The following is a 25,794-nucleotide window of genomic DNA, read 5'->3' as shown; positions in this document are numbered from 1 at the left end:
ACCTTACTTCTGAATAGTAGAATGATCGCACCAGTTTCGCAGTGAATTAATTCCACCATCCGGTGAGGTAAAGCCAGCGCAGCCTAATATTGAGTCAAATAACTTCTCGTGGAATACCGGCGTTTTGTCATTCTGCAGTTGCTGAAGTTTGGCAAATGACGCTTTGTTATTACTGTCATTTAAAAACTTATCCGATGCCCAAACCATAATCGGCACCGTGCGTTGCGCCATCGGTGCATGATCGCGTGGTGTGCCGTGGAAATGCAGATTATCGGAGATCGATTCCCCATGATCTGAGGCATAAAACACGATGGCATTTTTATCTTTCAGGCTATCGAAAGTCTGTTTGAGAAAATAATCGGTATACAAAAGGCTATTGTCGTAGGAATTGATCATCTCCTGCGTGCTACAAGCATCATCAATGCCCTGACACTCCGGGGTATAACGGGCAAACGCGCGTGGATAGCGTTCGGTATACATATAATGAGAGCCTTTGGTGTGAAGAATCACAATATGTTTACCCTGTGGATGGCGCTGAATGGAGTCCTGCAATTCATTAATTAACGCCATATCATCCACCGGCTTACCGACATTACGCTTCTCCGCCTGAATAGACTCGCGCATTGAATAACTGTCGGCCATGACTTTGTTATAGAACCAGGCTTCGCTCTGCATGGAATAGAGATCTTCTGAGAAACCTTGCTTCTTCATCACCGTGAAGACATTCATCTCTTTCAGCGTGCGCTGCGGGGCTTCTGAGGCGCCACCTTCTCTGACAAACATACAGCGCAGCGAGAGCTTAGTTGAGGTATCACAGGAATAACCCTGCAAGTGAACGAGGTTTTTCTCGTGATCGAGATAAGGTGTGTTGTCGCGATCGTAACCGTATAAACCCATGTGATCGCGGCGGGCACTTTCACCAATCACAAACACGATATACAAGTTATCGGCATTTTTCGGTGGGACGTATTTAAAGTGTTCAGCGGGATCGTATAGATTACGGTTGTCTTCAGCCTGACTGAATGAACTGTATGCCAGCAAGCCAACGCCTGATAACCAGTTAGACGGTGAATAAGTACCGGCAACAATGCCGCCGTAGCTGGCCATCATGCGGTTATTTTTCTTGTCCTGTTCATCCTGCACCTTGCCCATTAAATTCAACGGTAACCAGCAACCTAATGCGGCAATCACAATGGCGATGGTTTTATAAGACCAGTAACGCTTTTTGCTGATATTTGAAACGGATTTACTGCGCATTCCGCGCCAGATTAGCCATAGCGGAATGACGTTGATTATTACCATCCACAGCACAAAGTGCCAGCCAACGGATTCCTTAGAAAGATCCAGCGAATCGGTGGCTAAAACGGCGGCGATGATTCCATAACCAATATCAATATTATAGAAAATCATGTAATAACTGGCCGCGCTGGAGAAAATCACCAGCATGGTCATCAATACGCGCGACAGATATTTTCCGGTTAATGAGGTTAACAACGTTAACAACATCACCAAACAAAATGCAGCGATGACCTCAGTCACTAATGAAAGGGTATTATCAAATTGCAGTTGCGTATAGCGGCGGATAAAAATCGGAATATTAAGCAATACGCCGATATTGAGCGAAATAAACACCGGTAGATAAAACTGTTTAACCCAACCCTTTATAAACATGTGTTCCCCGTTCTTATAATAAACAACGCAATCACTTGCCTGAAAATTGACAACCTTGAGTGAGAGGGTGGATTTGGGAAGGAGTTCAACTGTTGCTAAGCTTAAAGTATGTTATATTGTAACAAAATCAGGAGCTGACGCTTTTCATGAACATTAAAATCCAGCAAGCCGATCCCCACTCATCAGAATCCCAATTACTGGTTGAGAAGTTATCAGCCGAACTCGCCGTCATAACCGGCGATAACGGCAAAAGTCATTTCAACGCCCAGGAGCTCAACAATCAGCATTCTTTGTGGGTGCTGGCCAGAGATGAACCGGGCAATGCCGTGGGCTGCGGAGCATTGAGACCACTTGCAAAACACATTGCTGAAGTAAAACGTATGTACTCCGATCGTAGCGTGCCGGGCGTTGGCGCTGCGCTGCTGGAGCATCTGGAAACGTGGGCCAAAAGTAAGGGATATCGCGAAATCCGGCTATCGACCCGCGTAATCAATAGCCGTGCCGTGGCTTTTTATCACCGTTGCGGCTACGCGCAAATCCAGAACTACGAACCTTACGTCGGCAGAAACGAATCGATCTGTTTTGCTAAAATGCTGTGAGTTTGACAATCTACCAATGGTAAGTTACTACTAGTAGCTTACTCATAACGGAGGTTGTCGCTATGCATGCTCTGATCGTTACTGCTCATCCGGACCAACATTCACACACGCACCACATCGTCTCGCAGGTGGCACAAGGAATTGCTGCTGGTGGCCACAGCTATGAAATTGCCGATCTGGCGGCGGAGCAGTTCGATCCGCGCTTCAATCAGGCCGATTTCGATCAGTTCAAAAGTGGCGCGCCGTCGCCGACAGATGTGTTGGCGGAACAGCAACGTCTGGATCGCGCCGATGCATTGATTCTGGTTTATCCCATCTATTGGTGGTCGTTTCCGGCGCAGCTGAAAGGCTGGATCGATCGCGTTTTCACTCAAGGTTGGGCGTACGATGATGATGGCCAAACTGTGGTGAAAAAGCTCGGCCATTTGCAGGTGCATTTGCTGGCGCTGGGCGCGGCGAGCCAGCGCACCTATGTGCGTCGTGGCTATTTCAGCAGCATGCGCACGCAGATCGATGAGGGGATTTTTGGCTACTGCGGCGCGCCGGTGGTGACCAGCGAATTGCTGCTGCCAACCGATGAAAATTATCCCGACGCGCATTACACGCTGGCAAACCAACTCGGACAGCGACTTTTTCACGTGAAGGAAATGGCATGAATCAACCCACTCGCCAGCGCATGTCACATCAGGCACGTCGTCAGCAACTAATTGGCGTGGCGTGGAATCTGGTGCGCGAGCAGGGCAGCGATGCGCTGACGTTAGGACGCGTGGCGGAAGAAGCGGGCGTCAGTAAACCGGTGGTCTACGATCATTTTGGTACGCGCCACGGTCTGCTCGCGGCGCTGTATGAAGATTTTGATCTGCGCCAGAACGCGATTATCGAGGCGGCGATGCATGCTGCCGGTGCCAGCCTTGCCGAGCGGGCTAATGTGGTGGCGTCGAGTTACGTCGATTGCGTGTTAACGCAGGGACGTGAAATTCCCGATGTGCTGTCGGCGCTCGATAGCACGCCGGAACTGGCGGAAGTGAAACGTAAATATCAGCTCGATTTCATTGAAAAATTCCGCAGCTGGTTTGCGGAGGCAACGTTGCCGCAAGCCAGCATGTGGGGAATGTTAGGCGCCGCCGATGCGATTTCCCATGCGGTGGTGTGCGGTGACATCAGCCAGCAGCAAGGATTAGCCGAACTTCAGGCGCTGATTCTGGCGCTGGTGGAACGTCACCAGTAACCTTTTATCCAGCCAACAGGAACAACAGATGTCATTACGCGAGATTGATAGCGATTGCTGGCAACAACTGGAAACCGGCGCAAGCGATCCCGATGCCGGTTTTCACTTCTTAACGCTCGCGTCGGTTGATAAACAGGGCAAGCCGCAGGCAAGGACGCTGGTGCTGCGCGCGGTTGACCGCGTCGAACGCACGCTGGAGTTGCACACCGATATGCGCAGCCCGAAATGGCAGGCGCTGGCGGTTAATTCAGACGTTACGGTTCTGGGATACAGCGCAAAAACGCAGCTGCGGTTGCAGGGAACGGTTGAGCTGCACGCCGCACACAGCGCAGTAGCTGAAGCGGCGTGGCAACGATTATCGCGCCGGACGCAGCAAACCTATGCTGGCGCTGCGCCGGGAAGTGACATTGACCACCAATCCAATCATGTCGCTAACGCCGAGGATAATTTTGGCGTGTTGCTAATCCGAATTACCCAACTGGATTGGTGCCTGCTGGCGCGGAAAAATAATCAAAGAGCGTTGCTGAATTACACCGCCGAAGGCGCGCTAGTCAGCAGCAAATGGGTGCATCCGTAGCTAAGGCGTGCATTGTTGCTGCGCCTTGCGACGAACGTTAAACAGCAGAAAACTCGCCAGCGCCAGTCCCCAAACGCCCGCCGCGCCATACAACAGCACGTCGGAAAAACCGTCGGTAAGCACCTGCGCGGCAATATCGTGGTTCAATGAAACCTCGCCGCCGCCGGCGATGCGCTCGGCTAGCGAATGCACATCACTTTGTCCCGGCATAATGCGTTGCAAACTCGCCGCAATGCCCGCCACCAGCAAACTGCCCATCAGCGCGATATTGATGGCAAGCGTAATCAGGCGCGCGCTGATATCAATCCCCGACGCCATGCCAACGCGATTACCCGGCACCGATCCGGTTGTGGTGTTGGTCACTGGCGTGTTGGTCAATCCGAGCGCCATTCCAGCGAGCAGCGCGCCCGGCAGTAAACTCATCTGCTGCGCCACGGCGAACTTCATTAACATGAAGCCCGCGCCGATGGTGCATAATCCCAGCGGAATCATGCGCGCCGCGCCAAAGCGCACCACCAGTTTCTCGCCCAGCGGCGGCATCAGTAGGGTTGGTAAAGTGTAAGCCAGTAGCACCAAACCGGTTGCCATGCTGCTGTAGCCAAGGCCGCTTTGATAATAGACCGGCAGATAAATCATCAGCGGCCAGAAGCTGAAGTTCATGCCAATCGAGCCCATTAATGCCCCGGAAAAGGCGCGAATACGGAACACGGAGAAATCAAACATCGGATGTGGATGGCGCTTCTCAATCCATACAAACAGCAGCGCGCTCAGTAGTGTAACCAGCAAAATCAGTTGTGCCGCGACGCTGTTCCAGCCGAGGCTGCTGCCCTGCGTAATGAGATAGGTGGCGCCGACCACGCTGAGCGATAAGGTAATCAAGCCGCTGAGATCGAGCTTTTGGGCTTCAGCATCGCGCGATTCCACCACATTTTTCAGCGCGAGGATCAGCGTCAGCAACGCGATAAATCCGTGTACCAGAAACACCCATTGCCAGCTAAACCAGGCAACCAGCATGCCGCCGATGATGGGTCCGAATCCCAGCCCAAAGCCAAAGGTAATACCCCACGCGGCGAACGCACGGCTACGCGCTTTGCCCTGCGGAAACTGGAACGACAGAATCGCAATCAGGCAGGTTAACATCGCGCCACCGCTTAATCCTTGCAGCAAACGTCCGACAATCAGCCACAGCGCATTGCCCGCCAGTCCGCACATCACCGATGTCACGCCGAAGGCGATAATGCTGATGATGAAGATGCGCTTGCGTCCATAAGTGTCGGCCAGCGTGCCGGTTGCCATTAACACCGCGGTGCAGGCCAGCGTATAGGCGTTCATGATCCACTGCAATTCGCGGAAGCTGGCGTGCATCTCCCTTTCCAGCACCGGTAAAATCACCGGTACGCTGGATATCTCCAGTCCCGACATCAATGCGGCCAGACAAACCGCCATCAGCGCCAACATGTTCTTCATACTCAATCCCTGCGATACGTTAAGAGCTTGCCAGCATGAAAGATTGGCGTGCGAGTGGAAATCTGCCTGCATGCCATATATCGTCAAGATCGTGCCAATTTCTCCGGTGACCTTAAATGCAAATGATTGCTCCGCTTCATGGCCATTCGCCTGCACCGTTCAACCGCCGACTGGTTTTGCTGGCGTATGAATGTCTGTGTACCTTTGAGTTCGGCATCGCCGTTGAGGCTTTCGGGCGCGCCGACGAGGTGTTCGGCCAGCCTTTGTATGATTTGAGCGTGGCGTCGGTGGAAGAGGGCGTATTCGGCGCGCAAGGTGGCGTGCGGCTGGTGGTCGACGGCGGACTTGAGCTGCTGGAAGAGGCGGGCACCATCGTAATTCCCGGCTGGCGCAGCGTACATGAACCGGCATCGGATCAACTTATCGCCGCGTTACAAAAAGCACATCGCAACGGCACGCGTATTGTTTCGATCTGTGCAGGCAGTTTCGTGTTGGGCGCTGCCGGATTGCTGAATGGCAAGCGCGCGACCGCGCACTGGAACAGCACCGAGATTCTGGCGCAACGCTTCCCGCAGGTGCAGGTTGAGCACGGTATGATTTATGTTGATGAGGGCAGCATCATTACGTCAGCGGGTGGCGCAGCGGGTGTGGATTTGTGTCTGTATCTGATTCGCCGCGATTATGGTATTGAAGTGGCAAACCGCACCGCGCGTCGCATGGTGACGCCGCCGCTGCGCGAAGGCAATCAGGCGCAGTTGGTTCAGCAGCCGGTGCCGCAGCGTGCGGCAAAAAATCTTTCGCCGTTACTTGATGATTTGCGTAATCACCTCAATACGCCACTGGTTATTGATCAACTCGCCAGGCAAGCTGGCATGAGCCGCCGCACCTTTTTACGCCGTTTCCATGACGCCACCGGCACCACGCCGGGAGAATGGATGTTGAGCGTGCGGCTGGAAAAAGCTTGCGCACTGCTGGAGAGCGGCAAGCTGAGCATTGATCAGGTTGCTGAACAGGCGGGATTTGGATCGCCAGAAACCTTACGTCATCACTTCAGACAGCGGCTCAACACAACCCCGACCAACTGGCGCAAGTCATTTAGTGAAAGAGGGATAACACAATAGTTTCCGTGGGTCGCCATTGAAGGCGACCGTTTTAAATTTAATTCCCGCGATAAGTCGAATAACCAAACGGGCTCAACAGCAGCGGAATATGGTAGTGCTCGCCGTTGCTTTCCATATTGAACTCGACCGGAATTTCCGGGAAGAAGGTTTTCTGGTTGTTCATTTTGTAATAGTCACCGGTTTTAAACACCACGCGATAGCTGCCTGCGCTGGCGGTTTTATCTTCCGGGAATAGCGCGCTAATTCTGCCGTTGCTGTCGGTTTTGCCGCTGGCTAATTTCACCCAGTTATTATTCTGTTTCTGATCGAGTTCAACCTCAATACCCGCTGTCGGCGAGCCTGTTTGCAGGTTCAAAACATGTACGCTGAGCGGATTTTTTGGTGCTGCCGGTTGTGCTGCTCCCGCTGACAGGCTGGTCGCAATCAGGATGGCGCTGGCTGAGATAAAGAGAGTTTTCATTAAAATATCCTTTTTAAGCAGCTGAATGTGCTGCAATCCTGGATGCTTCAACAACAAAATCATAATTGATAAGACTAAATGTGAAATTTCTGAGATCTGACGAGCAATCGATCACGTGCTGACATCTTAGCGGGCATTGATGCAAACCTGGTTGCCATGAAGGGCGAGCATACGGAATGCGGGGGATTGGTGTTGTCACTCCCTCAGTACAAATGGCGGTTAATTAATTATCAGTGAGCGGCAGCTACGTTAATCCGCCTCCGATTATTCTGAGTCATCTGTCAGGATTTTTCTCTAAAAGTTGTACCAGTTTAAATAGCCTGTACAAATATAATTTTGAGTCAGGGATTTACTATTAGCTTGCAAATGTAGTTTTGCGGTTAATAAGCGAAGGGTAAAGCCAGAATAAGCGAAGCGGTAAATAAATTGAAGTTGATCAAGAAACAATCAATTATTTGGATTATTAGCTGGAAATAACCCTCCTGACATGGATAAATCTGTATTTAAGCGAAGCGTAAATACAGTATCAGGAGAGTGTTGTGCAGAAGCAAAATGATGTTAGATGATTATTCTTTTGGGAAGAATGTTATTTGCGTCGGCTGATTTTCCCTCCTTTCCTTCCTGCTTCAATGGCGCGCTCCGGGTCGTTTTTGAAGTTACCGCTGCTAGCCTGACCGCCTTTGCGCCCGGCTTCAGCCGCGCGTTCCTTGTTCTCTGCGAAGTTGCCTGCACCACCACGACGTTGCGGCTTTTTTTCTTCCTCATCGGGTAGCTTCTTAGCGTCCGTCATTGGTTCTCCTCTTTTTTAAATACCAACATGATGCAAAATAAATGTAGTGCCATTTTTTCCAGTTTCAAGCCTGGGTTTCTCGTAAGTCTTAATTCTAAGAGGCTTGCTTATGTTACTTCCAGTTAAATTTTCACTTCTCTCTAAATGTAACTACCATTAGTTACGTGCTTAAGATTTTTAACATTAAAAAGAAAGCTTCTCTAGCCAGATAATAAGCGAAGCGGTAAGCACATTTACTTATAACCTCAATCGCAATTCTTGCGCACATTACTTGCAGCTTGACGCTTGCTTGCTACGTTTAATTAATCTTCTTGTTTAGCCTAAATTAACGCTTCGCTTATTTTGCTCAATTAGCCTAAATGAGCTGATGTCATACCCATCAGGCAGCTAACTGTCGATGTTCTTCTCACTACCGGAGCAAATTGATGACCAAGGAATTTGTATATCTGGATTGGTTGCGCGATGCGCATGCGATGGAAAAACACGCAGAGCCTTTGCTGCAGGCAGCTACCCTGCGGCTGGAGGAGTTCCCGCTGTTGCAGGCACGTATGAAGCAATATGCACAACAAACCACTGAACAGCAGCAGTGGGTAAAAGACGTTTTGAAACGCTACGATAGTAACTGGTCGGCGCTGAAAGACGCGTTAGGACGTTTGTCGATCGTTGGGCAAGCCGCGAGCGATATGTTGCGCAATGAAGAGGGCGTGCGCATTGCGGTGAGCAGCTACGTGTTCTGTAACTACAAAGTGGCAACCTACACCGCATTACTGGCCGCAGCGCAGCAGGCAGGGGACAGCAAAGGCATTAAGACTTTCCAGCTGATCCTGCAACATGAAATCCAGATGGCAGATTGGCTTCTTCATCAGCTGCCGGACGTGGCGAATGAGGCCATTTTGCATAGCGCAGTAGCCGCAGTCTGACGGATAACTATAAGCGGTCGGCAGCCTTGCTCTGCTGACCGCTCAATTTGGCTTGCAGGTTAAACGCTACAGAGAAACTAACTGTTTTCTCTTAGTCAAATTGCTGCAACTAATAAAATCAGAATCATTCTTTGCTATTTGTTAGCCTGGTGAGAACCTTTATTCTAAATTAAGTAAAAAAACCAGGCTTAGAATTTTATGTTATTTCCTATCAGTAAATGGAACTGATCAATGAAATCGATTTCAGCAAAATAACACTCCGCGTCTGATATTTGAAATGTGACCCTATCAATCATCGTCTCTAATGTTAATGAAATTGCTGACGATAATAGCAGAGATGCTGCCGATTAACGCCCGTAGCCTCTTCTGTTTTTTAAAACAACATTATTGTCTTCACTACTTTTCAATCAAAATCATTGAGGTTTCTAAATGGACGTAGTTCAAAGATTTTCACGTAATGTAAAGTTGCGAACCAAACTTACAATATCCTCTATGCTCAATATCGCGATGCTACTTTTAGTGGCGTTACTCGGATTAAATTCGCTGTTTTTAGCGGAAACCGGCGTTAATGGCATGATGAAAGACGATTACCCGACTATTGCATTGGGCAACCGATTAATTGATGAGATCAACGTAACGGTGCAGCAGCAGGCGCTGCTGCTGAGCCCGATTGATGCGCAACGCCGGACAACGATTCAGAGCAATCTTCAGGATGCCTCGAAGAAAATTACCGAAACCTATAAGCAGTTAAATAAGCTGGCTACCGATGATGAATCAATCGCATTTCTCAAGCGCGTGGAAGTGAGACGAGCAGAGTTCCTTAAAGAGCGAAATGTATTCTTCGATTTAGTGAATAGTGATGTGACAAAAGCAGTGAATTTCTATTTTTCTACGCTTGCCTCAGCGCAAAGGAATTATATCGATGAGGTTGAGGGATTTATTACCCTGCAAGAGCAGCAAATGGATGGCTCCTATAATAATTTTATGGCGTCATACGGCAAAACGAAAATTTCCATGCTGATTATTTTTGTAGTGGCTATTTTACTTTCAGCATTTATTGGCTGGATTATTATTCGCTCGATTACAGTGCCATTGAAAAAAGTGATCACCTTTCTTGGTCGAGTGGCGGATGGCGATCTCAGTTCTGATTTTCATGAACAGCGAAAGGATGAAATGGGGCAGTTAATTAACGCCATCCATCAGATGCAGGAAAAGATGTCGGATATTGTCAGCCATATTCGCATTAGCGCAGAACAGATATCCGGCGGTGCCAGTGAAATCATGTCGGGCACCAACGATCTCGCGGCGCGTACGGAAGAGCAGGCCAGCTCGGTAGAGCAAACGGCGGCCTCGGTGGAGGAATTCAGTGCCACCATTAGCAACACGCGTAATAATACCCACGTTGCTGCCGATCTCTCCGCCAAAGCGGAAACCACAGTAGGACGCAATGCCAGCATGATGGACAACGTCGCCAGCAAAATGGCCGAAATCAATGATTCTGCCAGCCGTATGGCGGAGATCATCAACCTGATCGATTCCATTGCTTTCCAGACCAATATTCTGGCGCTCAATGCTGCGGTAGAAGCCGCACGCGCGGGTGAACATGGTCGCGGTTTTGCCGTGGTGGCGCAGGAAGTGCGCGCGCTGGCGCAGAAAACCGCCACCTCATCGCATGAGATCCGTAATTTGATTGAGGAGTCGTCCACGCGTATTGCCGATGGGCGCGATATGGTGACGGATGCCAATAAATTGATGAACGGCATGATGTCGAACGTGGCTGAGATGAAAGAGTTGCTGGTGCAGATCAATCAGGCCAGCAGCGAGCAGGCAGACGGCATCAGCCAAATCAACACCGCGATTAGCCAGATTGATATCACCACGCAGCAGAATGCGTCGCTGGTGGAACAATCGCTGGCGGCGTCGGCGATGCTGAGCGAGCAGGCGGCGAATATGGTGAATAGCGTAAGCGTGTTTACGCTGCGTCAAACCGCTTAATGCGAGTGTGATCCAGAACGGCATATGCGTTCTGGATCTTTTTTTAAATTGCCGGATATTCGCCGGTACCTTCTGGCCACGGCGTCAACAAATCAAAGCCGGTTTCGGTCACGGCGATGGTGTGTTCCCACTGCGCTGACAGCGAGCGGTCTTTGGTGACCACCGTCCAGCCATCGGACAGTACGCTGGTGCCGGCTTTACCCGCGTTGATCATCGGTTCGATAGTGAAAATCATGCCCGCCTGAAGCGCCAATCCCGTGCCTGGCGTGCCATAATGCAGAATCTGCGGATCGCCGTGATACACCTCGCCAACGCCGTGACCGCAATATTCGCGCACCACCGAGAAACCGGCTTTTTCCGCTACCTGCTGAATGGCGGCCCCGATATCGCCTAAGGTCGCGCCCGGTTTTACCACTTTGATACCTGCCACCATCGATTCGTAGGTGATATCCACCAAACGTTTGGCGCGCACCGACGACTGGCCAACGTAATACATGCGGCTGGTGTCGCCGTACCAGCCATCTTTAATGATGCCGACATCTATGTTGACGATGTCGCCATCCTTGAGCTTTTTCTCACCTGGAATGCCGTGGCACACCACGTGATTCACTGACGTACAGGTCGTTTTGCTGTAACCGTGATAGCCAATATTTGCTGGCACCACTTTTAGCTCGTTAACCACGTAATCATGACAAATCGCGTCCAGTTCATCGGTGGTGACGCCCGGTTTAACGTACGGTGTGATGATCTCCAGCACTTTAGCGGCGGCGTGTCCAGCGGCACGCGCCAGTTCGATCTCTTCAGCGGTGTGCAGTTTGATGCTCATTACGCGATTCCCTGCGAGGTGAATAAAGGATGGTCGAGCAGTTGCGCTAAATCCGCGCCGCTGTCGCGTTCAACGCGCATCAGCAAGCGCGTCAATTCCTGATGATTGAGTGACGGATAAATCTCGGCCAGCATGCCGATCTTCATCCAGTGTTCCGCCTGCGCATTGATGGAACGGCTCATCGCCGTGCTGGCGATGCGCAGATTCTCATGCATTAAGTCAGAGATTTTTACGATGCCCATGGTGCAACCTATATATGAATCGTATGTGATATGTATATAGGTTACCGTTTTAGGCTGGGATATGCAAAAAGGGGGTGAAGCCAATCCATGGCGGACAAAATCCTAAGGCGCCTTACTCAGACTTCGTTGGAGGACGACGACTTATTTTGCCTCCTTTCCGTCCCGCTTCAACGGCGCGTTCAGGATCGTTTCTGAAGTTGCCTCCACTGGCTTTGCCTCCCGCCTTGCCAGCTTCTTTCGCACGTTCTGGATCGTTAGCAAAATTCCCTGCGCCGCCTCTGTAGCTCTGTTTGTTCATAGGAAGACCTCTTATCAATGTTCCGTTAGATTTGAGGACTAGCTAGTCACGCTGCAATTTTAGTTCGCCGTTGCGTTAAAGCCAGGCCGTAAACGCCGATCATTGAAAATGATCATTAAGCGCGATGAAATTTGTCGAATTAATAGTGACCTTCGTCACATTTTACAATTCCTGACTATACTTCTGCCTTTTGGGTTTCAACCTTTGCGCTACAAGGCGCGTTCAATATGCAGGGAACAGGAATGGACACATCGCAGCAAAACAGTGACGACGATTCAGCGCTAAGTAATCTCACCGTTAAACAGCGCATCTTCTTTGTGGTACTCGTAGCGACAATGGGTGCGCTGGCTTTTGGTTATGACACCGGGATTATCTCAGGTGCCTTGCCGTTTATGACCTTGCCACCTGATCAGGGCGGTCTTGACCTCACACCGTTCACTGAAGGTTTAGTCACTTCATCCCTGATCTTCGGTGCCGCGCTGGGTGCTTTCCTCAGTGGTTATTTCTCCGATCGCTTTGGCCGACGCATTACGCTGCGTTCTCTGGCGCTGATTTTTGTGCTGGGCGCGATTGGTACCGCGTTAGCGCCAAACCTGCACGTAATGGTGGCGATGCGTTTTCTGCTGGGCATCGCGGTGGGTGGCGGTTCCTCAACCGTACCGGTGTTTATTGCCGAAATTGCCGGGCCAAAACGGCGTGCGCCGCTGGTGAGCCGCAACGAGCTGATGATTGTTTCCGGTCAGCTGCTGGCTTATGTGGTCAGCGCGGTGATGAGTTTCACGCTTAACGATCCGCATCTGTGGCGTTATATGCTGGCGATGGCGATGATTCCTGGCGCGTTGCTGTTTATCGGCACCTTCTTTGTGCCAGCGTCGCCACACTGGATGGTGGCAGAAGGGCGCATCAAAGAAGCGAGCCGTATCCTGCACAAACTGCGTGAAACGCCACGCGAAGTGAAAAAGGAGATGACGGAGATGCGCCAGCACGCTAAAGCGGCGCGTCAGGGGCCGTCAGCGCGTGAACTGCTGCAAGAGAAATGGATTCTTCGCTTGTTATTGGTGGGCGCGGGGCTCGGCATTGTTATCCAGTTCACCGGCGTGAATGCCTTTATGTACTACACGCCCGTGATTCTGAAAACCACCGGCATGGGCACCAACGCCTCGATTGCGGCGACCATCGGTAACGGGATTGTTTCGGTTTTGGCGACCATGGTGGGCATCAAAGCAGTGGGACGTTTTGGTCGTCGTACCATGCTGATGACCGGTTTGTCGGTAGTGATCGCCATGCAGCTGGCACTGGGCTGCGTGCTGCTGTTGATGCCACAGGACATGACGCAAAGCATCTTCGCGCTGGCAGCGATTCTGGTGTTCCTGTTCTTTATGCAGATGTGCATTTCGCCGGTTTACTGGTTGCTGATGTCGGAGCTGTTCCCGATGAAAGTGCGTGGCGTGCTGACCGGCGCTGCCGTTTCGTTCCAGTGGATCTGTAACGCGGCGGTGGCGTTTGCCTTCCCGCCGCTGCTCTCCGCCACCGGCAATGGCGCGTTCTTTATCTTTGCTGCCATCAACGTCGGCTCGCTGATCTTCGTGATCACTATGCTACCGGAGACCAAAGGCAAATCGCTCGAGCAGATCGAAAATGAGATGCGCGAGCGGTTCAGCGAGCAAGAGCAGGATCAGCAAACCGCGTAGCGGCGCTTGAGAATTCCTGGTCACGGGAGGAAGATACGCATCTTTCACCGGGCCAGGATTTCCCATGTTAATCACCGCCGAGAACACGCGCACCTTCAATACCGACATTCGCCTGGCCTGCACGCTGGCCGCCGTTGCGGGCGCACTTAACACCGCAGCGTTTGAAACGGTCGGCTTCTTCTCGGCGAACATGACCGGCAATGTCTCCTCACTTTCCGACCATCTGGCCAAAGCTAATCTGCACGTCGGCCTGTTTTTTCTGCTCATCGTGCTGCTGTTTATCGCCGGATCTTCTGTCTCAACGCTAATAATCAACTCCGGCAGACGGCGCCAGATTCGCGGCATCTACGCCATCAACATCCTGATTGAAGGCATCGCTTTGCTGCTGCTCGGCGTGATTGAAAGCTGGTATCGCTTTAGCGGTTCTGGCGTGCTGCTGGTGCTCAGCCTGAGTTTTTTGATGGGATTGCAAAACGCCGTTGTGACGCGCATCTCCAACGCCCGCGTGCGCACCACGCACGTTTCTGGCACCGCGACCGATATCGGCATTGAGCTGGCGATGCTGTTTGATGTGCTGCGCCGCAAAGAATCCCCCAAAGATGCGCCGCTCTACATTGAGCGGCTTAAGCTGCATTTTTACACCGTGCTGGCGTTTTTGGGCGGCGGTGTGTTGGGGATTTGGCTGCTGCAGTGGATGAGTTATCTGCTGCTGATGGTGATCGGTGCGCTGCTCAGCGTGCTGGCTTTAGCGGCACTGAAACGGATCTGATCGGTGAGCAGCTTCACAGTTTTCCGCATCGTTCGCTAAAACTGCTTGCCACATTTTCCGCGCTGTTAGCATGATAGCGCCCGTTAAGGATTGTTACTGTTCGGCAGGCAAAACCTGAGACGCGCCCTTTTTCAGTTGAAGAGGGCGCGTCTCAGGTTTTTTTTTGCGCGAAATTCAGGGCATGAGTTTAGGGCATTGTTCAGGAGAAAGAGTGATGCAATATCAGGAACTGGCAGATGACATCGTTACCGGTGTTGGCGGCAAAGAGAACATCATCAGCGTGATGCACTGCGCCACGCGCTTACGCTTCAAACTAAAAAACAGTCATAAAGCGCAGACCGCCGCGTTAAAGGATAATCCCGGCGTGATCATGGTGGTAGAGAGCGGCGGCCAATATCAGGTGGTGATTGGCAATCAGGTAGCGGAAGTGTATCGCGAACTCACCGCGCGCCATGCGCTGGATAATCAGAACGAGGCCGCAGATAACGCTGCACCGCAAGGCTTATTTGCCCGCTTTATCGATCTGGTTTCCGGCATCTTTACCCCCTTTATCGGCGTGATGATTGCCACCGGCATCATCAAAGGGTTGCTAGCGTTGGCGCTGGTGCTCGGCGTGATGAGTGCCGACAGCGGCAGCTACAAAGTGCTGTTTGTCGCCAGCGACGGTTTGTTCTACTTCCTGCCGATTCTGCTCGGCTACAGCGCCGGTAAAAAATTTGGCGGTAATCCGTTTGTCAGCATGGCGATTGCTGCTGCGCTGGTGCATCCAATGATTCTCGAAGTGCTGCAACAGCAGCAGCAGGGCAATGCGCTGACCTTCATCGGCATCCCGCTCGAAGTGCTGAACTACAGCTCGTCGGTGATTCCGATTATTTTCGCGGCCTGGGTTTCCAGCCTGATTGAACGCTGGGTGCATCCGCGTTCGCCCAGCGCGGTGCGTAACTTCACTACGCCGTTGTGCTGCCTGCTGATCACCGTGCCGCTGACGTTTCTGGCGATTGGTCCGGCGGCGACCTGGCTGAGCCGCATGTTGGCCGAAGGTTATCTGTGGATTTACAGCCTGAGCCCCATGATTGCGGGTGCGGTGATGGGCGCGATTTGGCAAGTGTGCGTGATTTTCGGTCTGCACTGGGGTTTAGTGCCGATCATGCTGAACAACCTCGCCAACTTTGGTCACGACACGCTGCTGCCCTTGCTGATGCCTGCGGTGCTGGGCCAGGCGGGCGCCACGCTTGGTATTTTCCTGCGCACCCGCGAAGCGAAACTGAAAGCGTTGGCGGGATCAGCCTTTACCGCCAGCATCTTCGGCATCACCGAGCCGGCGGTATATGGCGTGACGCTACCGCGCCGTCGTCCGTTTATCTTCGGCTGCATCGGTGGCGCCTTGGGCGCGGCGATCCTTGGCTTCTGGCACACCACCATTTACTCCTTTGGTTTCCCAAGTGTCTTCACCTTTATTCAGGTGGTGCCGAACAGCGGCATTGATGCCAGCGTGCTGGCGGCATTTGCCGGTGCGGCGGTGGCGCTGATCTTCGCTTGCGTCAGCACCTATCTGTTCGGTCTTACCGAGCCCGCAACCGAAGCGGTTGCGCCGCCGGCAGCGGTTGCTCCGCCCACCAGCCTGACGCGCCGCGAAAGCGTGGTCAGTCCGATGGCGGGCGATGTCATTCCGCTCGATCAGGTTAAAGATGAAACTTTTGCCAGCGGATTGCTCGGTAAAGGCGCGGCGATTATCCCGCAGCGGGGCCGCGTGGTATCGCCGATCGATGGCGTGGTGTCGTCAATGTTTCGCACCGGCCATGCGATTGGCCTGACATCGGCGCAGGGTGCAGAAGTGTTGATCCACGTCGGCCTCGATACCGTGAAGCTCGATGGACACTATTTCTCACCCAAAGTAGCGAACGATCAGCCGGTCAAGGTGGGCGATTTGCTGCTGGAGTTCGATCTCGATGCGATTAAAGCCGCAGGCTTTGACCTCACCACGCCGGTGCTGGTGAGTAATAGCGATGACTTTGTGGATGTGTTAACCCTGAGCCGCACGGCCGTGAGCGAAGGCGCTCCGTTGTTGGCCGTGCTGAAATAATAGAGGAGCAAACAGATGACTAAACGTTTCCCGGACGGATTTTTATGGGGCGGCGCCGTTGCCGCAAACCAGGTTGAAGGCGCGTATCAGGAAGGCGGCAAAGGTTTATCGACCTCTGACCTGCAACCCAAGGGCATATTTGGTGCACGCGTCGAGCGCAGCGATAACGATTTTGGCATCAAGGATACCGCCATCGATTTCTATAACCGCTTCCCGGAGGACATCAAACTGTTCGCCGAAATGGGCTTTACCGTACTGCGTACCTCGATTGCCTGGACGCGCATCTTCCCGCAGGGCGATGAAGCGGGACCTAATGAAGCGGGATTAGCCTATTACGATCGCCTGTTCGATGAGATGGCGAAATACAACATCACGCCGCTGGTGACACTGTCACATTACGAAATGCCGTACGGCTTGATCAAAAAGTACGGTGGCTGGGGCAATCGCATCACCATTGATTGCTTTGAACGCTATGCGCGCGCGGTGTTCACCCGCTTCCAGCACAAGGTGAAGCTGTGGCTGACCTTTAATGAGATCAACATGTCGCTGCACGCGCCGTTCACCGGCGTAGGTCTGGCGGAAGAGAGCGATCAGCAGGCAATCTATCAGGCAATTCATCATCAGCTGGTGGCGAGCGGACGCGCGGTGAAAGCCTGCCACGAAATCGTTAAGGACGGCAAAATCGGCAACATGCTGCTGGGCGCGCTGCTCTATCCGCTGAGCTGCCGTCCGGCGGACGTGCTGGAAACCTTGCAGCAGAACCGCGAATGGCTGTTCTTTGGCGATGTACAGGTGCGCGGCGCGTATCCGGCCTATATGAAGCGCTTCTTCGCCGATCGTAACATCAGCATCGAGATCACCGATGCCGATAAGCGTGACCTGCAAAATACCGTCGATTACATCTCCTTCAGCTACTACATGACCGGCTGCGTCACCACTAACGAAGAGGAGAATCAGAAAGCGCGCGGCAACATTCTCTCGATGGTGCCGAACCCGCATCTGCCGAGTTCCGATTGGGGCTGGCAGATCGATCCTGAAGGGTTGCGCATTCTGCTTAACATCCTGTATGACCGCTATCAGAAGCCATTGTTCATCGTGGAAAACGGGCTTGGTGCCAAAGATGTGGTGGAAGCGGACGGGCAAATTAACGACGATTACCGTATCCAGTATCTCAACGATCATCTGGTGCAGGTGCGTGAAGCGATTGAAGATGGCGTCGAGGTGTTGGGGTATACCTGCTGGGGACCGATTGATTTGGTCAGCGCGTCAAAAGCCGAGTTCTCCAAGCGTTATGGCTTTATCTACGTTGATCGCGATGACGCGGGTAACGGCACACTGGCGCGTTCACGTAAGAAGAGCTTCTTCTGGTATCAGGACGTGATTCGTAGCCATGGTGCAGCGTTGAAATAAGTGAGTTGAATGAAGGGTGCGCAATCATGCGCACCTGGTTTACGCCTCGTCCGCATCATCCTGCAACGCCAGCGTCTCTTTGCGTACCCGCTCAATATGAATAGTGAGGAACATGCGTTCCTCGCTGGAGAGCTGATACAGGTATTTCTGCTGAATATGCTGGTCAATCTTTACTGCACATTGATAGGCGAGCGGATATTTGTCGCGCACCACATCATGTAAAGATTCATCCTCGCTCCACACGCCGCGTTTGCCCAACATGCGTTGCGCAAAGAACTTCAGATGGTTGACGAAACGGTTGTAGCTCAGGCTCTCTGTGCGGTAATCCAGCTGCAGGCGATACTTCACGATATGCAGGATTTCTTGCATAAATTGCGTGATGTGCGAAACATCGGCGAAATCACTCCCAAGCTGCGCATTCACCAGATGCAGCGCGATAAATCCGGCCTCATCTTCCGGCAACGCTACGCCCAGCCGCTGGTTAATCAGTTCCAACGCTTCGATACCCAATGAAAACTCTTTCGGATAGAGCGTTTTGATCTCCCACTTCAACACGTTGCGAATCGGGATACCTTGCTGGTGCCGCTCAATCGCAAAATGGCAGTGATCGCACAGTGCGATGGAGAGGCTTTCATGCAGCGGCTGGCCCAGCTGCTGACGTGCGTTGGCAATGATCAGTTCGCTGGTGGTGATCACCTCGAGCGGGATATCCGACAGCAGTTCGCTGAGCCGGCCTGTTAAGGTGTCGCTTTGTAGCGCAAACACTTTTTCGATCTGCTGTGCATCCAGTTCGTCGCCAACGCGCTTCTGAAACGCCAAACCGCGTCCCATCACCACCTGTTCTTTGCCGTTGTCGCCCAGCACCACCGCGACATTATTGTTGAGGATTTTCGCGATTTTCATTTTTATCTGCCCTGAAAATAAAAAACCTGACCCACCGGGAGGACGGCGTGTCAGGTTTTGCCTGCGCTGAACGCAGTAACAATCTCGCCAGATCATAATCGGCTCTGCTTTCCCGACAAGCAGAGCGACAGTTAAATGTGAAACGCATCATATTTCCAGCGCAATGAATCAGATGCGTTGATGGCGCAATTTAATGAATGTAAGGATAGCGTAAGGAAATGATCAGATTTCTATAAAGTTTGCGTTAAGGCTGCCGATAGTACCGTAACGTTAAATTAACAGGAGTTGCGTACATGACTGGGATTTCAACATTAGGCGTCGGTTCAGGACTGGGTTTAAGCACCATTCTCGACAAACTGACCGCGGCAGAAAAACAATCGCTGGCACCGATTTCCAAACAACAATCCGCTGCGACCGCGAAGTTGTCCGCCTACGGCACCCTTAAAACCGCGATTCAGACCTTCCAGACGGCAAACAATAAATTAAACGATGCCGCGCTTTATACTTCGACGACCACAGCATCCAGTTCCAGTGCGTTTAGCGCCGATTCCAACGGCAATGCGCTGGCGGGAAAATACACCATCAGCGTGCAGAAGCTGGCGCAATCCCAGACGCTAACCAGCGAGACGAAAACCGATATTAAAGCGGCGATAGGTAGCGATGCCGCGTCCAGAACCCTGAAATTTGTTAACGCGGAAGGTAAAGAGAAGAGTATTACGCTAACCAAAGATCAGACTTCGCTTTCGGCGATTCGTGACACCATCAACAAATCCGACGTTGGCGTTACTGCAAGCCTGATTAAGGTCTCCGCCACGGAATACCGTTTGTCGCTGACATCATCGGCATCCGGCACCGCCAATGCGGTGAAATCGCTGAGCGTGACCGGCGATGATACCTTGCAGGATTTTATCGGCTTTGATGCATCAGATGCGGCCAGCAGCGGCATGGCGCAAAGCGTCGAGGCGCAGAATGCCAAGCTGACCGTAAACAATGTGGCGATTGAGAGCAGCAGCAACGTTATCACCGACGCGGTGGAAGGCATCACGCTGAAGCTTAACGATGAAACCAGCGGCAACCAAACGCTGACGGTGAGCAGCGATACCAACAAGGCGAAAACCGCCATTACTGATTGGGTGAATGCCTATAACTCGCTGCAGGATACGATGGCGAGTTTGACTAAATACACGCCAGTGGATGCGGGTAAAGATCCGGACGGGAAGAATGGAGCGCTACTCGGTGATGGCACGCTGCGTAATATTCAGGTGCAACTGAAAAGTATTCTGGCCAACAGCTCGGGTTCAGGTGTTTATAAAACGCTATCTCAGGCGGGCATTACTACCGATCCCACTAACGGCCAACTTAAGCTGGATGCCACCAAACTGACCACCAGCTTGCAAGTGAAACCAGAAGCGATTCGGGACATGTTTGTCGGTGATGGCAAAAAAACCGGTGTTTCGACGGTGCTGAACACCACATTCACCGCATTTCTCAGCAGTAAAGGTGTGTTGCAGGGCGCGACGGATTCCATCAGTAAAAAACTGAATACGCTAACCGATCAGTACAATACCGCCAGCAAACGTATCGATGACACGATTGCGCGGTATAAAAAGCAGTTCACCAATCTGGATAAGATGGTCAGCGTGCTGAATAACACCAGCAACTATCTCACCGAGCAGTTCAGCAATAGTACAAAGACCAATAAGTAAGCGTAACGCGGTCGCCATAAATGGCGATCGCTATTTCTGAACTAGCCTTACTTTTTCTTATTCAGCATGGTCTTCAAATCGGCAAAAGGATTATAGGTGGCTTCACCAACATCCTTCTGCGCATCTTCACCCGCCACAACACGCGTGCCGTACTGATCCGCTTCGGTGTATTTCGAGTGCTCGTGATCGTGGCAATAGAGGCACAACAACTCCCAGTTACTGCCATCTTCCGGGTTATTGGTATGGTCGTGATCGATATGGTGAACGGTTAATTCGCGCAGGTTGGAATAAACAAATTCACGCGAGCAGCGGCCGCATACCCACGGATAGATTTTCAATGCTTTCTCACGATAGCCGCTTTCCAGCCGCGAGTAGTTTTTAGGGATCAGAGCCATTGCCGACGTTGCCTGTTAAAAAGATATAAAGCGACATGTTATCTGCACATCCCGCAGCTGCCAATGATGTTTATCATTCCTGAGCATCCGTTCTAAAAAAACGCCTACACTAGTTTGTAACTACGCGGAAATAAAAGGCCGCCCGACCCCGTTCGATGGAAATTCACTCATAAAATGATGCCCGTTAATGATTCTCCGTCGGTAAGCCGGATGCAGCGTATCGCTTTGACTATGATAGTGGCATTGCTGGCCACTATCCCTCTATGGACCAACAAAATTTATTATCGGGATGATCTTTACCGGATATTAGATGGCGATAGATCAACATGGCTAAGTAACGGGAGGCCGGGCACCTGGTTATTACAATCCCTGATCTCTTTTGGTGATACGGTCAGCGATATTTCTCCGCTTAATTTATTGCTCGGATTGCTGGCGCTAAGTATTGCTGCGGTATTTTTCACGGAAAGATTGAGAATTCCGCTGGCGGGTTTCTGGTCATTTCTCCCGCCGCTATTTATCATTCTTAATCCCTTTCTGACGCAGGGAATGCTCTATACCTATGACAGTCTCACCATACTTCTGTCATTTGCAGGCGCCATGCTGGCAAGCATGGTTAATCGCGCAAAGCCTTTTCAGGAGATCGTTTACACGGCGCTGATATTATTGCTGATTCAGACACTCTATCAGCCAGGGCTCAATGTCTATATTGCCTGCGTAGCCTTGCTGGTCGTCTCTCGACTGGTAAATGATCAATCCAGCTGGAAGTGGCTGTGCGGGAAAATAGTGGCGCTGGGCATTGCCATCCTGGTTTATAAACTCGCGATGAATTATTTATTGCCGGTGAAGATCGACTGGTACAGCATGAAACACAGCAAGTTGTTATCACTGAATTCCGATTCTCTGCAAGTACTTAGCAACACTATTAAGGCGTTCAGTGACCTTTTTCTCAGCGCCTATCCGCGTGGCATGATGGTATTTATAGGGCTGCCTATGCTGATAATGTTTTCAGGCCTTATTTTGATGGTTCGAAACTTAAAACAGCAGCAGAAGTTGACGCTAAGTGCGGTCTTAATGCTGTTCAGTGCGGGATTGATCGTCATCATCGCCATCCCCGGACTTTCATTGGCCTTAGCCACGCCGTTATTTGCACCGCGTATGCTGGGCGCATGCAGCATTACTTTCCTGTTCTGTTTCTATGTAGCCGTTTATTCATTACCTGCAATAAGAAGCTGGCTGGCGGGATTGAGTGCGATATTGCTGTTTTATCATCTGGTGGTGATGCTGGTCACTTTTAACACTGTAGTTAACGATCAACGTTATCAAATGGAGGTGATGAATCAGATCAAAATCACGCTCTCTGCTCCCGCTGCCCAATCGATTAATTCACTCGCCTTTATTGGGCAGTTGAATGATGCTCCGGAAGTACAAGCCAATATTCGTAACTTCCCCATCATCGATCATATCCGCATGAAAATGTTGGGTGAGTCTGAACCGTGGATATGGCTGGCGCTGATCAAACATGTAGGTTTGAGATTGAAAGCGGTGAAAGCAACGGATGAAATGAGAGTAATTAAACCACGTCAGGTTCTGGCGCAGGGACCCGATTATGACGCCTTTCAGGATGGGCAAACGATGGTGATTGATTTTAGAAAATCGGGTGGGCAGATTAATAAACTTTAATTCAACGGCTCAGTCCGGTTGCGGGTGGGTAATAATCCCGGACTGAGCTTTTATCTGATGTTAGTTATTCAACAGTTCTTTGCGAACAATTTCTGCACCTGCACTCAATGCATCTAGCTTGCCTCTTGCCACACCGCGTGGCAGAGGAATCATGCCGCAGTTGGTGCAAGGGTAGAGTTTATCAGCATCAACAAACTGCAGGGCTTTACGCAGCGTTGCTGCAACTTCTTCTGGCGTTTCAATGGTATTGCTTGCCACGTCAATGGCACCAACCATCACTTTTTTGCCGCGAATCAGTTCCATCAACTCCATCGGCACATGCGAGTTTTGACACTCCAGTGAGATGATATCGATATTCGACTTTTGCAGTTTAGGGAATATCTCTTCATATTGACGCCATTCTGTGCCCAGCGTCTTTTTCCAGTCGGTATTCGCTTTGATGCCATAGCCGTAGCAAATATGCACTGCGGTTTCGCATTTCAGCCCTTCAATGGCTCTTTCTAAGGTTGCGATACCCCAATCATTCACTTCGTCGAAGAAGACGTTAAATGCCGGCTCATCAAACTGAATAATATCGACGCCCACCGCTTCTAACTCTTTTGCTTCTTCATTAAGAATTTTAGCGAATTCCCATGCCAGTTTTTCGCGGCTTTTATAGTGGTTGTCATAAAGCGTGTCGATCATGGTCATTGGACCCGGCAGCGCCCATTTAATAGGACGATCCGTTTGCTGACGTAAAAACTTTGCATCTTCAACAAACACTGATTTTTGACGACTCACCGGACCCACAACGGTCGGCACACTAGCATCATAACGATCGCGGATTTTAACGATCTCGCGCTTCTCAAAATCTACGCCATTGAGATGTTCAATAAAGGTGGTGACGAAGTGCTGGCGGGTTTGCTCGCCGTCACTGACGATATCAATTCCTGCCTGCTGTTGATCGTCCAGGCACAAACGCAGCGCATCTTGTTTGCCGTCGGTTAATTCCTGATCTTGCAATTTCCACGGTGACCACAACGTTTCCGGCTGAGCCAGCCACGATGGTTTCGGTAAACTACCAGCAGTGGAAGTCGGTAATAATTTTTTCATAGCAGGTGACCTTATATTTTTATCGGTAATCAAAGAACGGGAGTAAACCATTGCTCAAGAAGAGTTTGATATGGCTTGATGAAGCGCTCTTCCGTGAACTTTCCTTGTTCAATAGCCAGATGGCTACGTTCTTCTCGATCATAAACAATTCGCGTTAAAGAATAATCCTGATGGCTCAGGCTTGGCTGATAGTGTCTACCAGCTGCAGAATTCGCATTGTAAATCTCAGGGCGGTAGATCTTCTGGAACGTCTCCATGGTGCTGATGGTGCTAATCAGCTCAAGATTGGTGTAATCACTGAGTAAATCGCCATGGAAATAGAAGGCCAGAGGCGCAGCACTGTTTGCCGGCATAAAATAGCGCGCCCGCAGGCCCATTTTGCCGAAATATTCGTCAGTCAGAGAAAGTTCATCCTGTTGATATTCAATGCCCAGTACCGGATGTTCATTACCGGTGCGGTAATAGGTATTTTTACTGGATACGCTCAGGCAAATAACTGGCGCTTTATTGAAATTCGCTTTGTAAGCTTCTGAGTTAACGAAATGCTTGAAGATGTTGCCATGCAGATCGCCAAAATTATCTGGCGTGCGGAATTCAGTATGGTTCTTGTTGTGCTCAGACAATAAAACGCTGAAATCATAATCACGCACGTAAGAAGAGAAGTTGTTACCAACAATCCCTTCAATGCGTTCGTTGGTTTTTTTATCAACGATATTGGTTTTCAATATTTCGATCACCGGGAAGGTGCTGTTGTTGCCCTCGGCACCCAGATTCAGCTCAGCAGAAATAATCTCTAGCTCAACCGCGTAACGATCGCTTTTAGGGTTGTCCCAATGCGCCAGTGAATTGAAACGGTTATCAATCATCACTAAGGCGTTGCGCAGGTTCTCCTGACGCTTTTCACCACGCGCCAAATTGGCAAAATTGGTGGTGATGCGTGTATTGCCAGAAGGATTGTAATTTTCGTCGAAACGAAGGCTCTTAACAGTAAAAGTAAAGGCGTTGTTCATTTTAGTCTGCTATCCCGGTTACCAATAAAAAGCCTTGCTGTCGCTGGATTTCAGGATTTCCCAATGCTTTTGCAGGGTACTTTCATTCAGCAGGCTTGATATTATTTTAAGTTATTAACAATGGTACTTTTATGCCTGAGTCACTGGTTGAAAAAAAGTGATTTAATTTCATCGAACATGAAGGAATTTCATGATGAGAGGGGAGGATGAACGGCGCTCACTGTAGCCAGCCTGTTCAACCTGGCAGAGGCTCTACAATTAAAGGTATACTCTTCCACAAATTTTTAACCGGTTAAGACACGACAATGGCAAAACTCACCTTACAAGAGCAGCTGCTGAAAGCAGGCTTAGTCAGCAGCAAAAAAATGGACAAGGTCCAGAGAACCGCTAAGAAATCACGCGTTCAGGCTCGTGAGGCCAGAGAAGCGGTGGAAGAGAACAAAAAGGCTCAGCTTGAGCGTGATAAGCAGTTGAGCGAACAGCAAAAGCAAGCGGCGTTATCGAAAGAGTACAAAGCGCAGGTTAAGCAGCTGATCGAAATGAACAAAATCGATATCTCTAAAGGCAATATTGGTTTTAATTTCAGCGACAATAATCTGATTAAAAAAATCGACGTTGATAAGCAAACGCAGACACAACTGATTAATGGCCGATTGGCGATTGCGCGCCTGGCCGTCGATAGCAAAGGCGAGAGCCAGTACGCGATTATTCCCGCCAGCGTCGCCGATAAAATTGCACAGCGTGATGCGAACAGCATCGTGTTGAATAGTGCATTGAGTCAGGAAGCGCAGGATGAAGACGATCCGTACGCTGATTTCAAAGTGCCTGATGATTTAATGTGGTAAGCACAAAGCCGGTTGC

At 50.8% G+C, this 25,794-nt stretch carries 25 protein-coding genes; 14 read left to right on the top strand and 11 right to left on the bottom strand.

Annotation, left to right across the window (positions count from 1 at the left end; all coding sequences use genetic code 11):
- Positions 1–3: 3 nt before the first annotated feature.
- Positions 4–1,671 carry a kdo(2)-lipid A phosphoethanolamine 7''-transferase gene (gene eptB / locus FCN45_RS20435; RefSeq protein ID WP_137387046.1) on the bottom strand — a complete coding sequence of 556 codons (1,668 nt, stop codon included), beginning with the start codon at positions 1,669–1,671 and terminating at the stop codon, positions 4–6.
- A 146-nt stretch (positions 1,672–1,817) separates the two neighbouring features.
- On the opposite strand from eptB, the gene FCN45_RS20430 reads away from it, so the two are divergent.
- The 4 genes from FCN45_RS20430 (at position 1,818) to FCN45_RS20415 (ending at position 4,075) form a co-directional block, all read left to right on the top strand.
- Positions 1,818–2,270 carry a GNAT family N-acetyltransferase gene (locus FCN45_RS20430; RefSeq protein ID WP_137387045.1) on the top strand — a complete coding sequence of 151 codons (453 nt, stop codon included), beginning with the start codon at positions 1,818–1,820 and terminating at the stop codon, positions 2,268–2,270.
- A gap of 62 nt (positions 2,271–2,332) precedes the next feature.
- A complete protein-coding gene (locus FCN45_RS20425) occupies positions 2,333–2,926 on the top strand; it encodes an NAD(P)H-dependent oxidoreductase (RefSeq protein ID WP_137387044.1) in 594 nt (197 codons plus the stop codon).
- Positions 2,923–3,498, top strand: coding sequence for a TetR/AcrR family transcriptional regulator (locus FCN45_RS20420; protein WP_137387043.1), 576 nt, complete (start codon positions 2,923–2,925; stop codon positions 3,496–3,498). Before FCN45_RS20425 ends, FCN45_RS20420 begins: the two co-directional genes overlap by 4 nt.
- A gap of 28 nt (positions 3,499–3,526) precedes the next feature.
- Entirely contained in the window at positions 3,527–4,075 is a 549-nt protein-coding gene (locus FCN45_RS20415) for a pyridoxamine 5'-phosphate oxidase family protein (RefSeq protein WP_137387042.1), read from the top strand.
- Here FCN45_RS20415 and FCN45_RS20410 read toward each other — a convergent pair whose 3' ends face one another.
- On the bottom strand, positions 4,076–5,542 hold the full coding sequence (locus tag FCN45_RS20410) for an MFS transporter (RefSeq protein ID WP_137387041.1): 1,467 nt from the start codon (positions 5,540–5,542) through the stop codon (positions 4,076–4,078). It lies immediately after the preceding gene.
- 116 nt (positions 5,543–5,658) lie between these two features.
- On the opposite strand from FCN45_RS20410, the gene FCN45_RS20405 reads away from it, so the two are divergent.
- A complete protein-coding gene (locus FCN45_RS20405; protein WP_137387040.1) occupies positions 5,659–6,663 on the top strand; it encodes a helix-turn-helix domain-containing protein in 1,005 nt (334 codons plus the stop codon).
- Between the two features lie 37 nt (positions 6,664–6,700).
- On the opposite strand, the gene uraH is transcribed toward FCN45_RS20405, so the two are convergent.
- Both uraH and FCN45_RS20395 read right to left on the bottom strand, forming a co-directional pair.
- Entirely contained in the window at positions 6,701–7,123 is a 423-nt protein-coding gene (gene uraH / locus FCN45_RS20400; protein WP_137387039.1) for a hydroxyisourate hydrolase, read from the bottom strand.
- Between the two features lie 586 nt (positions 7,124–7,709).
- The gene (locus tag FCN45_RS20395; RefSeq protein WP_064740224.1) at positions 7,710–7,913 is read right to left on the bottom strand and encodes a general stress protein; all 204 of its coding nucleotides are present in this window, start codon (positions 7,911–7,913) and stop codon (positions 7,710–7,712) included.
- A gap of 425 nt (positions 7,914–8,338) precedes the next feature.
- Between FCN45_RS20395 and FCN45_RS20390 the strand changes: the two genes are divergently transcribed.
- Together FCN45_RS20390 and FCN45_RS20385 are read left to right on the top strand one after the other, a co-directional pair.
- A complete protein-coding gene (locus FCN45_RS20390; RefSeq protein ID WP_137387038.1) occupies positions 8,339–8,833 on the top strand; it encodes a DUF892 family protein in 495 nt (164 codons plus the stop codon).
- A gap of 429 nt (positions 8,834–9,262) precedes the next feature.
- A complete protein-coding gene (locus tag FCN45_RS20385) occupies positions 9,263–10,828 on the top strand; it encodes a methyl-accepting chemotaxis protein (RefSeq protein WP_137387037.1) in 1,566 nt (521 codons plus the stop codon).
- A 43-nt stretch (positions 10,829–10,871) separates the two neighbouring features.
- Here FCN45_RS20385 and map read toward each other — a convergent pair whose 3' ends face one another.
- The 3 genes from map to FCN45_RS20370 all read right to left on the bottom strand — a co-directional run bounded on the left by map (position 10,872) and on the right by FCN45_RS20370 (position 12,194).
- The gene (gene map, locus FCN45_RS20380) at positions 10,872–11,654 is read right to left on the bottom strand and encodes a type I methionyl aminopeptidase (protein WP_137387036.1); all 783 of its coding nucleotides are present in this window, start codon (positions 11,652–11,654) and stop codon (positions 10,872–10,874) included.
- Positions 11,654–11,896, bottom strand: a complete 243-nt coding sequence (locus FCN45_RS20375) for a ParD-like family protein (RefSeq protein ID WP_008106304.1) — start codon at positions 11,894–11,896, stop codon at positions 11,654–11,656. Before FCN45_RS20375 ends, map begins: the two co-directional genes overlap by 1 nt.
- Positions 11,897–12,008: 112 nt before the next feature.
- A complete protein-coding gene (locus tag FCN45_RS20370) occupies positions 12,009–12,194 on the bottom strand; it encodes a general stress protein (protein WP_101761305.1) in 186 nt (61 codons plus the stop codon).
- Between the two features lie 242 nt (positions 12,195–12,436).
- Between FCN45_RS20370 and FCN45_RS20365 the strand changes: the two genes are divergently transcribed.
- The 4 genes from FCN45_RS20365 (at position 12,437) to FCN45_RS20350 (ending at position 18,147) form a co-directional block, all read left to right on the top strand.
- Complete coding sequence (locus tag FCN45_RS20365) at positions 12,437–13,885, top strand: sugar porter family MFS transporter (protein WP_137387035.1); 1,449 nt, start codon at positions 12,437–12,439, stop codon at positions 13,883–13,885.
- Positions 13,886–13,949: 64 nt separating this feature from the next.
- Entirely contained in the window at positions 13,950–14,654 is a 705-nt protein-coding gene (locus tag FCN45_RS20360; RefSeq protein WP_137387034.1) for a YoaK family protein, read from the top strand.
- A 214-nt stretch (positions 14,655–14,868) separates the two neighbouring features.
- Entirely contained in the window at positions 14,869–16,737 is a 1,869-nt protein-coding gene (bglF, locus tag FCN45_RS20355; protein WP_137387033.1) for a PTS beta-glucoside transporter subunit IIABC, read from the top strand.
- A gap of 15 nt (positions 16,738–16,752) precedes the next feature.
- Positions 16,753–18,147: a glycoside hydrolase family 1 protein gene (locus FCN45_RS20350; protein ID WP_137387032.1), complete on the top strand. Its 1,395-nt coding sequence runs from the start codon at positions 16,753–16,755 to the stop codon at positions 18,145–18,147.
- A gap of 39 nt (positions 18,148–18,186) precedes the next feature.
- Here the strand turns inward: FCN45_RS20350 and licT are convergent, their stop codons facing one another.
- Entirely contained in the window at positions 18,187–19,050 is an 864-nt protein-coding gene (gene licT / locus FCN45_RS20345; RefSeq protein ID WP_137387031.1) for a BglG family transcription antiterminator LicT, read from the bottom strand.
- Positions 19,051–19,343: 293 nt separating this feature from the next.
- Here licT and fliD point away from each other — a divergent pair, with 293 nt between their 5' ends.
- The gene (gene fliD / locus FCN45_RS20340) at positions 19,344–20,756 is read left to right on the top strand and encodes a flagellar filament capping protein FliD (protein WP_110867167.1); all 1,413 of its coding nucleotides are present in this window, start codon (positions 19,344–19,346) and stop codon (positions 20,754–20,756) included.
- Positions 20,757–20,803: 47 nt separating this feature from the next.
- Here the strand turns inward: fliD and yajD are convergent, their stop codons facing one another.
- Positions 20,804–21,151 carry an HNH nuclease YajD gene (gene yajD, locus FCN45_RS20335; protein WP_137387030.1) on the bottom strand — a complete coding sequence of 116 codons (348 nt, stop codon included), beginning with the start codon at positions 21,149–21,151 and terminating at the stop codon, positions 20,804–20,806.
- A gap of 210 nt (positions 21,152–21,361) precedes the next feature.
- On the opposite strand from yajD, the gene FCN45_RS20330 reads away from it, so the two are divergent.
- Positions 21,362–22,831: a glucosyltransferase domain-containing protein gene (locus FCN45_RS20330; RefSeq protein ID WP_137387029.1), complete on the top strand. Its 1,470-nt coding sequence runs from the start codon at positions 21,362–21,364 to the stop codon at positions 22,829–22,831.
- A gap of 60 nt (positions 22,832–22,891) precedes the next feature.
- On the opposite strand, the gene FCN45_RS20325 is transcribed toward FCN45_RS20330, so the two are convergent.
- Both FCN45_RS20325 and FCN45_RS20320 read right to left on the bottom strand, forming a co-directional pair.
- Positions 22,892–23,923: a methionine synthase gene (locus FCN45_RS20325; protein WP_137387028.1), complete on the bottom strand. Its 1,032-nt coding sequence runs from the start codon at positions 23,921–23,923 to the stop codon at positions 22,892–22,894.
- Between the two features lie 29 nt (positions 23,924–23,952).
- A complete protein-coding gene (locus FCN45_RS20320) occupies positions 23,953–24,933 on the bottom strand; it encodes a DUF1852 domain-containing protein (RefSeq protein WP_110867169.1) in 981 nt (326 codons plus the stop codon).
- Positions 24,934–25,238: 305 nt separating this feature from the next.
- Between FCN45_RS20320 and FCN45_RS20315 the strand changes: the two genes are divergently transcribed.
- The gene (locus FCN45_RS20315) at positions 25,239–25,778 is read left to right on the top strand and encodes a DUF2058 domain-containing protein (protein ID WP_137387027.1); all 540 of its coding nucleotides are present in this window, start codon (positions 25,239–25,241) and stop codon (positions 25,776–25,778) included.
- Positions 25,779–25,794 lie beyond the last annotated feature (16 nt).

The sequence above is a fragment of the Pantoea sp. SO10 genome (genome assembly GCF_005281435.1).
GTDB classification, from domain to species: domain Bacteria; phylum Pseudomonadota; class Gammaproteobacteria; order Enterobacterales; family Enterobacteriaceae; genus Pantoea; species Pantoea leporis.
Note: the sequence above shows the minus strand (reverse complement) of the source record. Positions and strands in the feature narration are given on the sequence as shown.

Excerpts from the sequence above, each read along its gene's own strand:
- eptB (WP_137387046.1), bottom strand. The coding sequence starts at position 1,671 with ATGTTTATAAAGGGTTGGGTTAAACAGTTTTATCTACCGGTGTTTATT.
- FCN45_RS20430 (WP_137387045.1), top strand. The coding sequence starts at position 1,818 with ATGAACATTAAAATCCAGCAAGCCGATCCCCACTCATCAGAATCCCAA.
- FCN45_RS20425 (WP_137387044.1), top strand. The coding sequence starts at position 2,333 with ATGCATGCTCTGATCGTTACTGCTCATCCGGACCAACATTCACACACG.
- FCN45_RS20420 (WP_137387043.1), top strand. The coding sequence starts at position 2,923 with ATGAATCAACCCACTCGCCAGCGCATGTCACATCAGGCACGTCGTCAG.
- FCN45_RS20415 (WP_137387042.1), top strand. The coding sequence starts at position 3,527 with ATGTCATTACGCGAGATTGATAGCGATTGCTGGCAACAACTGGAAACC.
- FCN45_RS20410 (WP_137387041.1), bottom strand. The coding sequence starts at position 5,542 with ATGAAGAACATGTTGGCGCTGATGGCGGTTTGTCTGGCCGCATTGATG.
- FCN45_RS20405 (WP_137387040.1), top strand. The coding sequence starts at position 5,659 with ATGCAAATGATTGCTCCGCTTCATGGCCATTCGCCTGCACCGTTCAAC.
- uraH (WP_137387039.1), bottom strand. The coding sequence starts at position 7,123 with ATGAAAACTCTCTTTATCTCAGCCAGCGCCATCCTGATTGCGACCAGC.
- FCN45_RS20395 (WP_064740224.1), bottom strand. The coding sequence starts at position 7,913 with ATGACGGACGCTAAGAAGCTACCCGATGAGGAAGAAAAAAAGCCGCAA.
- FCN45_RS20390 (WP_137387038.1), top strand. The coding sequence starts at position 8,339 with ATGACCAAGGAATTTGTATATCTGGATTGGTTGCGCGATGCGCATGCG.
- FCN45_RS20385 (WP_137387037.1), top strand. The coding sequence starts at position 9,263 with ATGGACGTAGTTCAAAGATTTTCACGTAATGTAAAGTTGCGAACCAAA.
- map (WP_137387036.1), bottom strand. The coding sequence starts at position 11,654 with ATGAGCATCAAACTGCACACCGCTGAAGAGATCGAACTGGCGCGTGCC.
- FCN45_RS20375 (WP_008106304.1), bottom strand. The coding sequence starts at position 11,896 with ATGGGCATCGTAAAAATCTCTGACTTAATGCATGAGAATCTGCGCATC.
- FCN45_RS20370 (WP_101761305.1), bottom strand. The coding sequence starts at position 12,194 with ATGAACAAACAGAGCTACAGAGGCGGCGCAGGGAATTTTGCTAACGAT.
- FCN45_RS20365 (WP_137387035.1), top strand. The coding sequence starts at position 12,437 with ATGGACACATCGCAGCAAAACAGTGACGACGATTCAGCGCTAAGTAAT.
- FCN45_RS20360 (WP_137387034.1), top strand. The coding sequence starts at position 13,950 with ATGTTAATCACCGCCGAGAACACGCGCACCTTCAATACCGACATTCGC.
- bglF (WP_137387033.1), top strand. The coding sequence starts at position 14,869 with ATGCAATATCAGGAACTGGCAGATGACATCGTTACCGGTGTTGGCGGC.
- FCN45_RS20350 (WP_137387032.1), top strand. The coding sequence starts at position 16,753 with ATGACTAAACGTTTCCCGGACGGATTTTTATGGGGCGGCGCCGTTGCC.
- licT (WP_137387031.1), bottom strand. The coding sequence starts at position 19,050 with ATGAAAATCGCGAAAATCCTCAACAATAATGTCGCGGTGGTGCTGGGC.
- fliD (WP_110867167.1), top strand. The coding sequence starts at position 19,344 with ATGACTGGGATTTCAACATTAGGCGTCGGTTCAGGACTGGGTTTAAGC.
- yajD (WP_137387030.1), bottom strand. The coding sequence starts at position 21,151 with ATGGCTCTGATCCCTAAAAACTACTCGCGGCTGGAAAGCGGCTATCGT.
- FCN45_RS20330 (WP_137387029.1), top strand. The coding sequence starts at position 21,362 with ATGCAGCGTATCGCTTTGACTATGATAGTGGCATTGCTGGCCACTATC.
- FCN45_RS20325 (WP_137387028.1), bottom strand. The coding sequence starts at position 23,923 with ATGAAAAAATTATTACCGACTTCCACTGCTGGTAGTTTACCGAAACCA.
- FCN45_RS20320 (WP_110867169.1), bottom strand. The coding sequence starts at position 24,933 with ATGAACAACGCCTTTACTTTTACTGTTAAGAGCCTTCGTTTCGACGAA.
- FCN45_RS20315 (WP_137387027.1), top strand. The coding sequence starts at position 25,239 with ATGGCAAAACTCACCTTACAAGAGCAGCTGCTGAAAGCAGGCTTAGTC.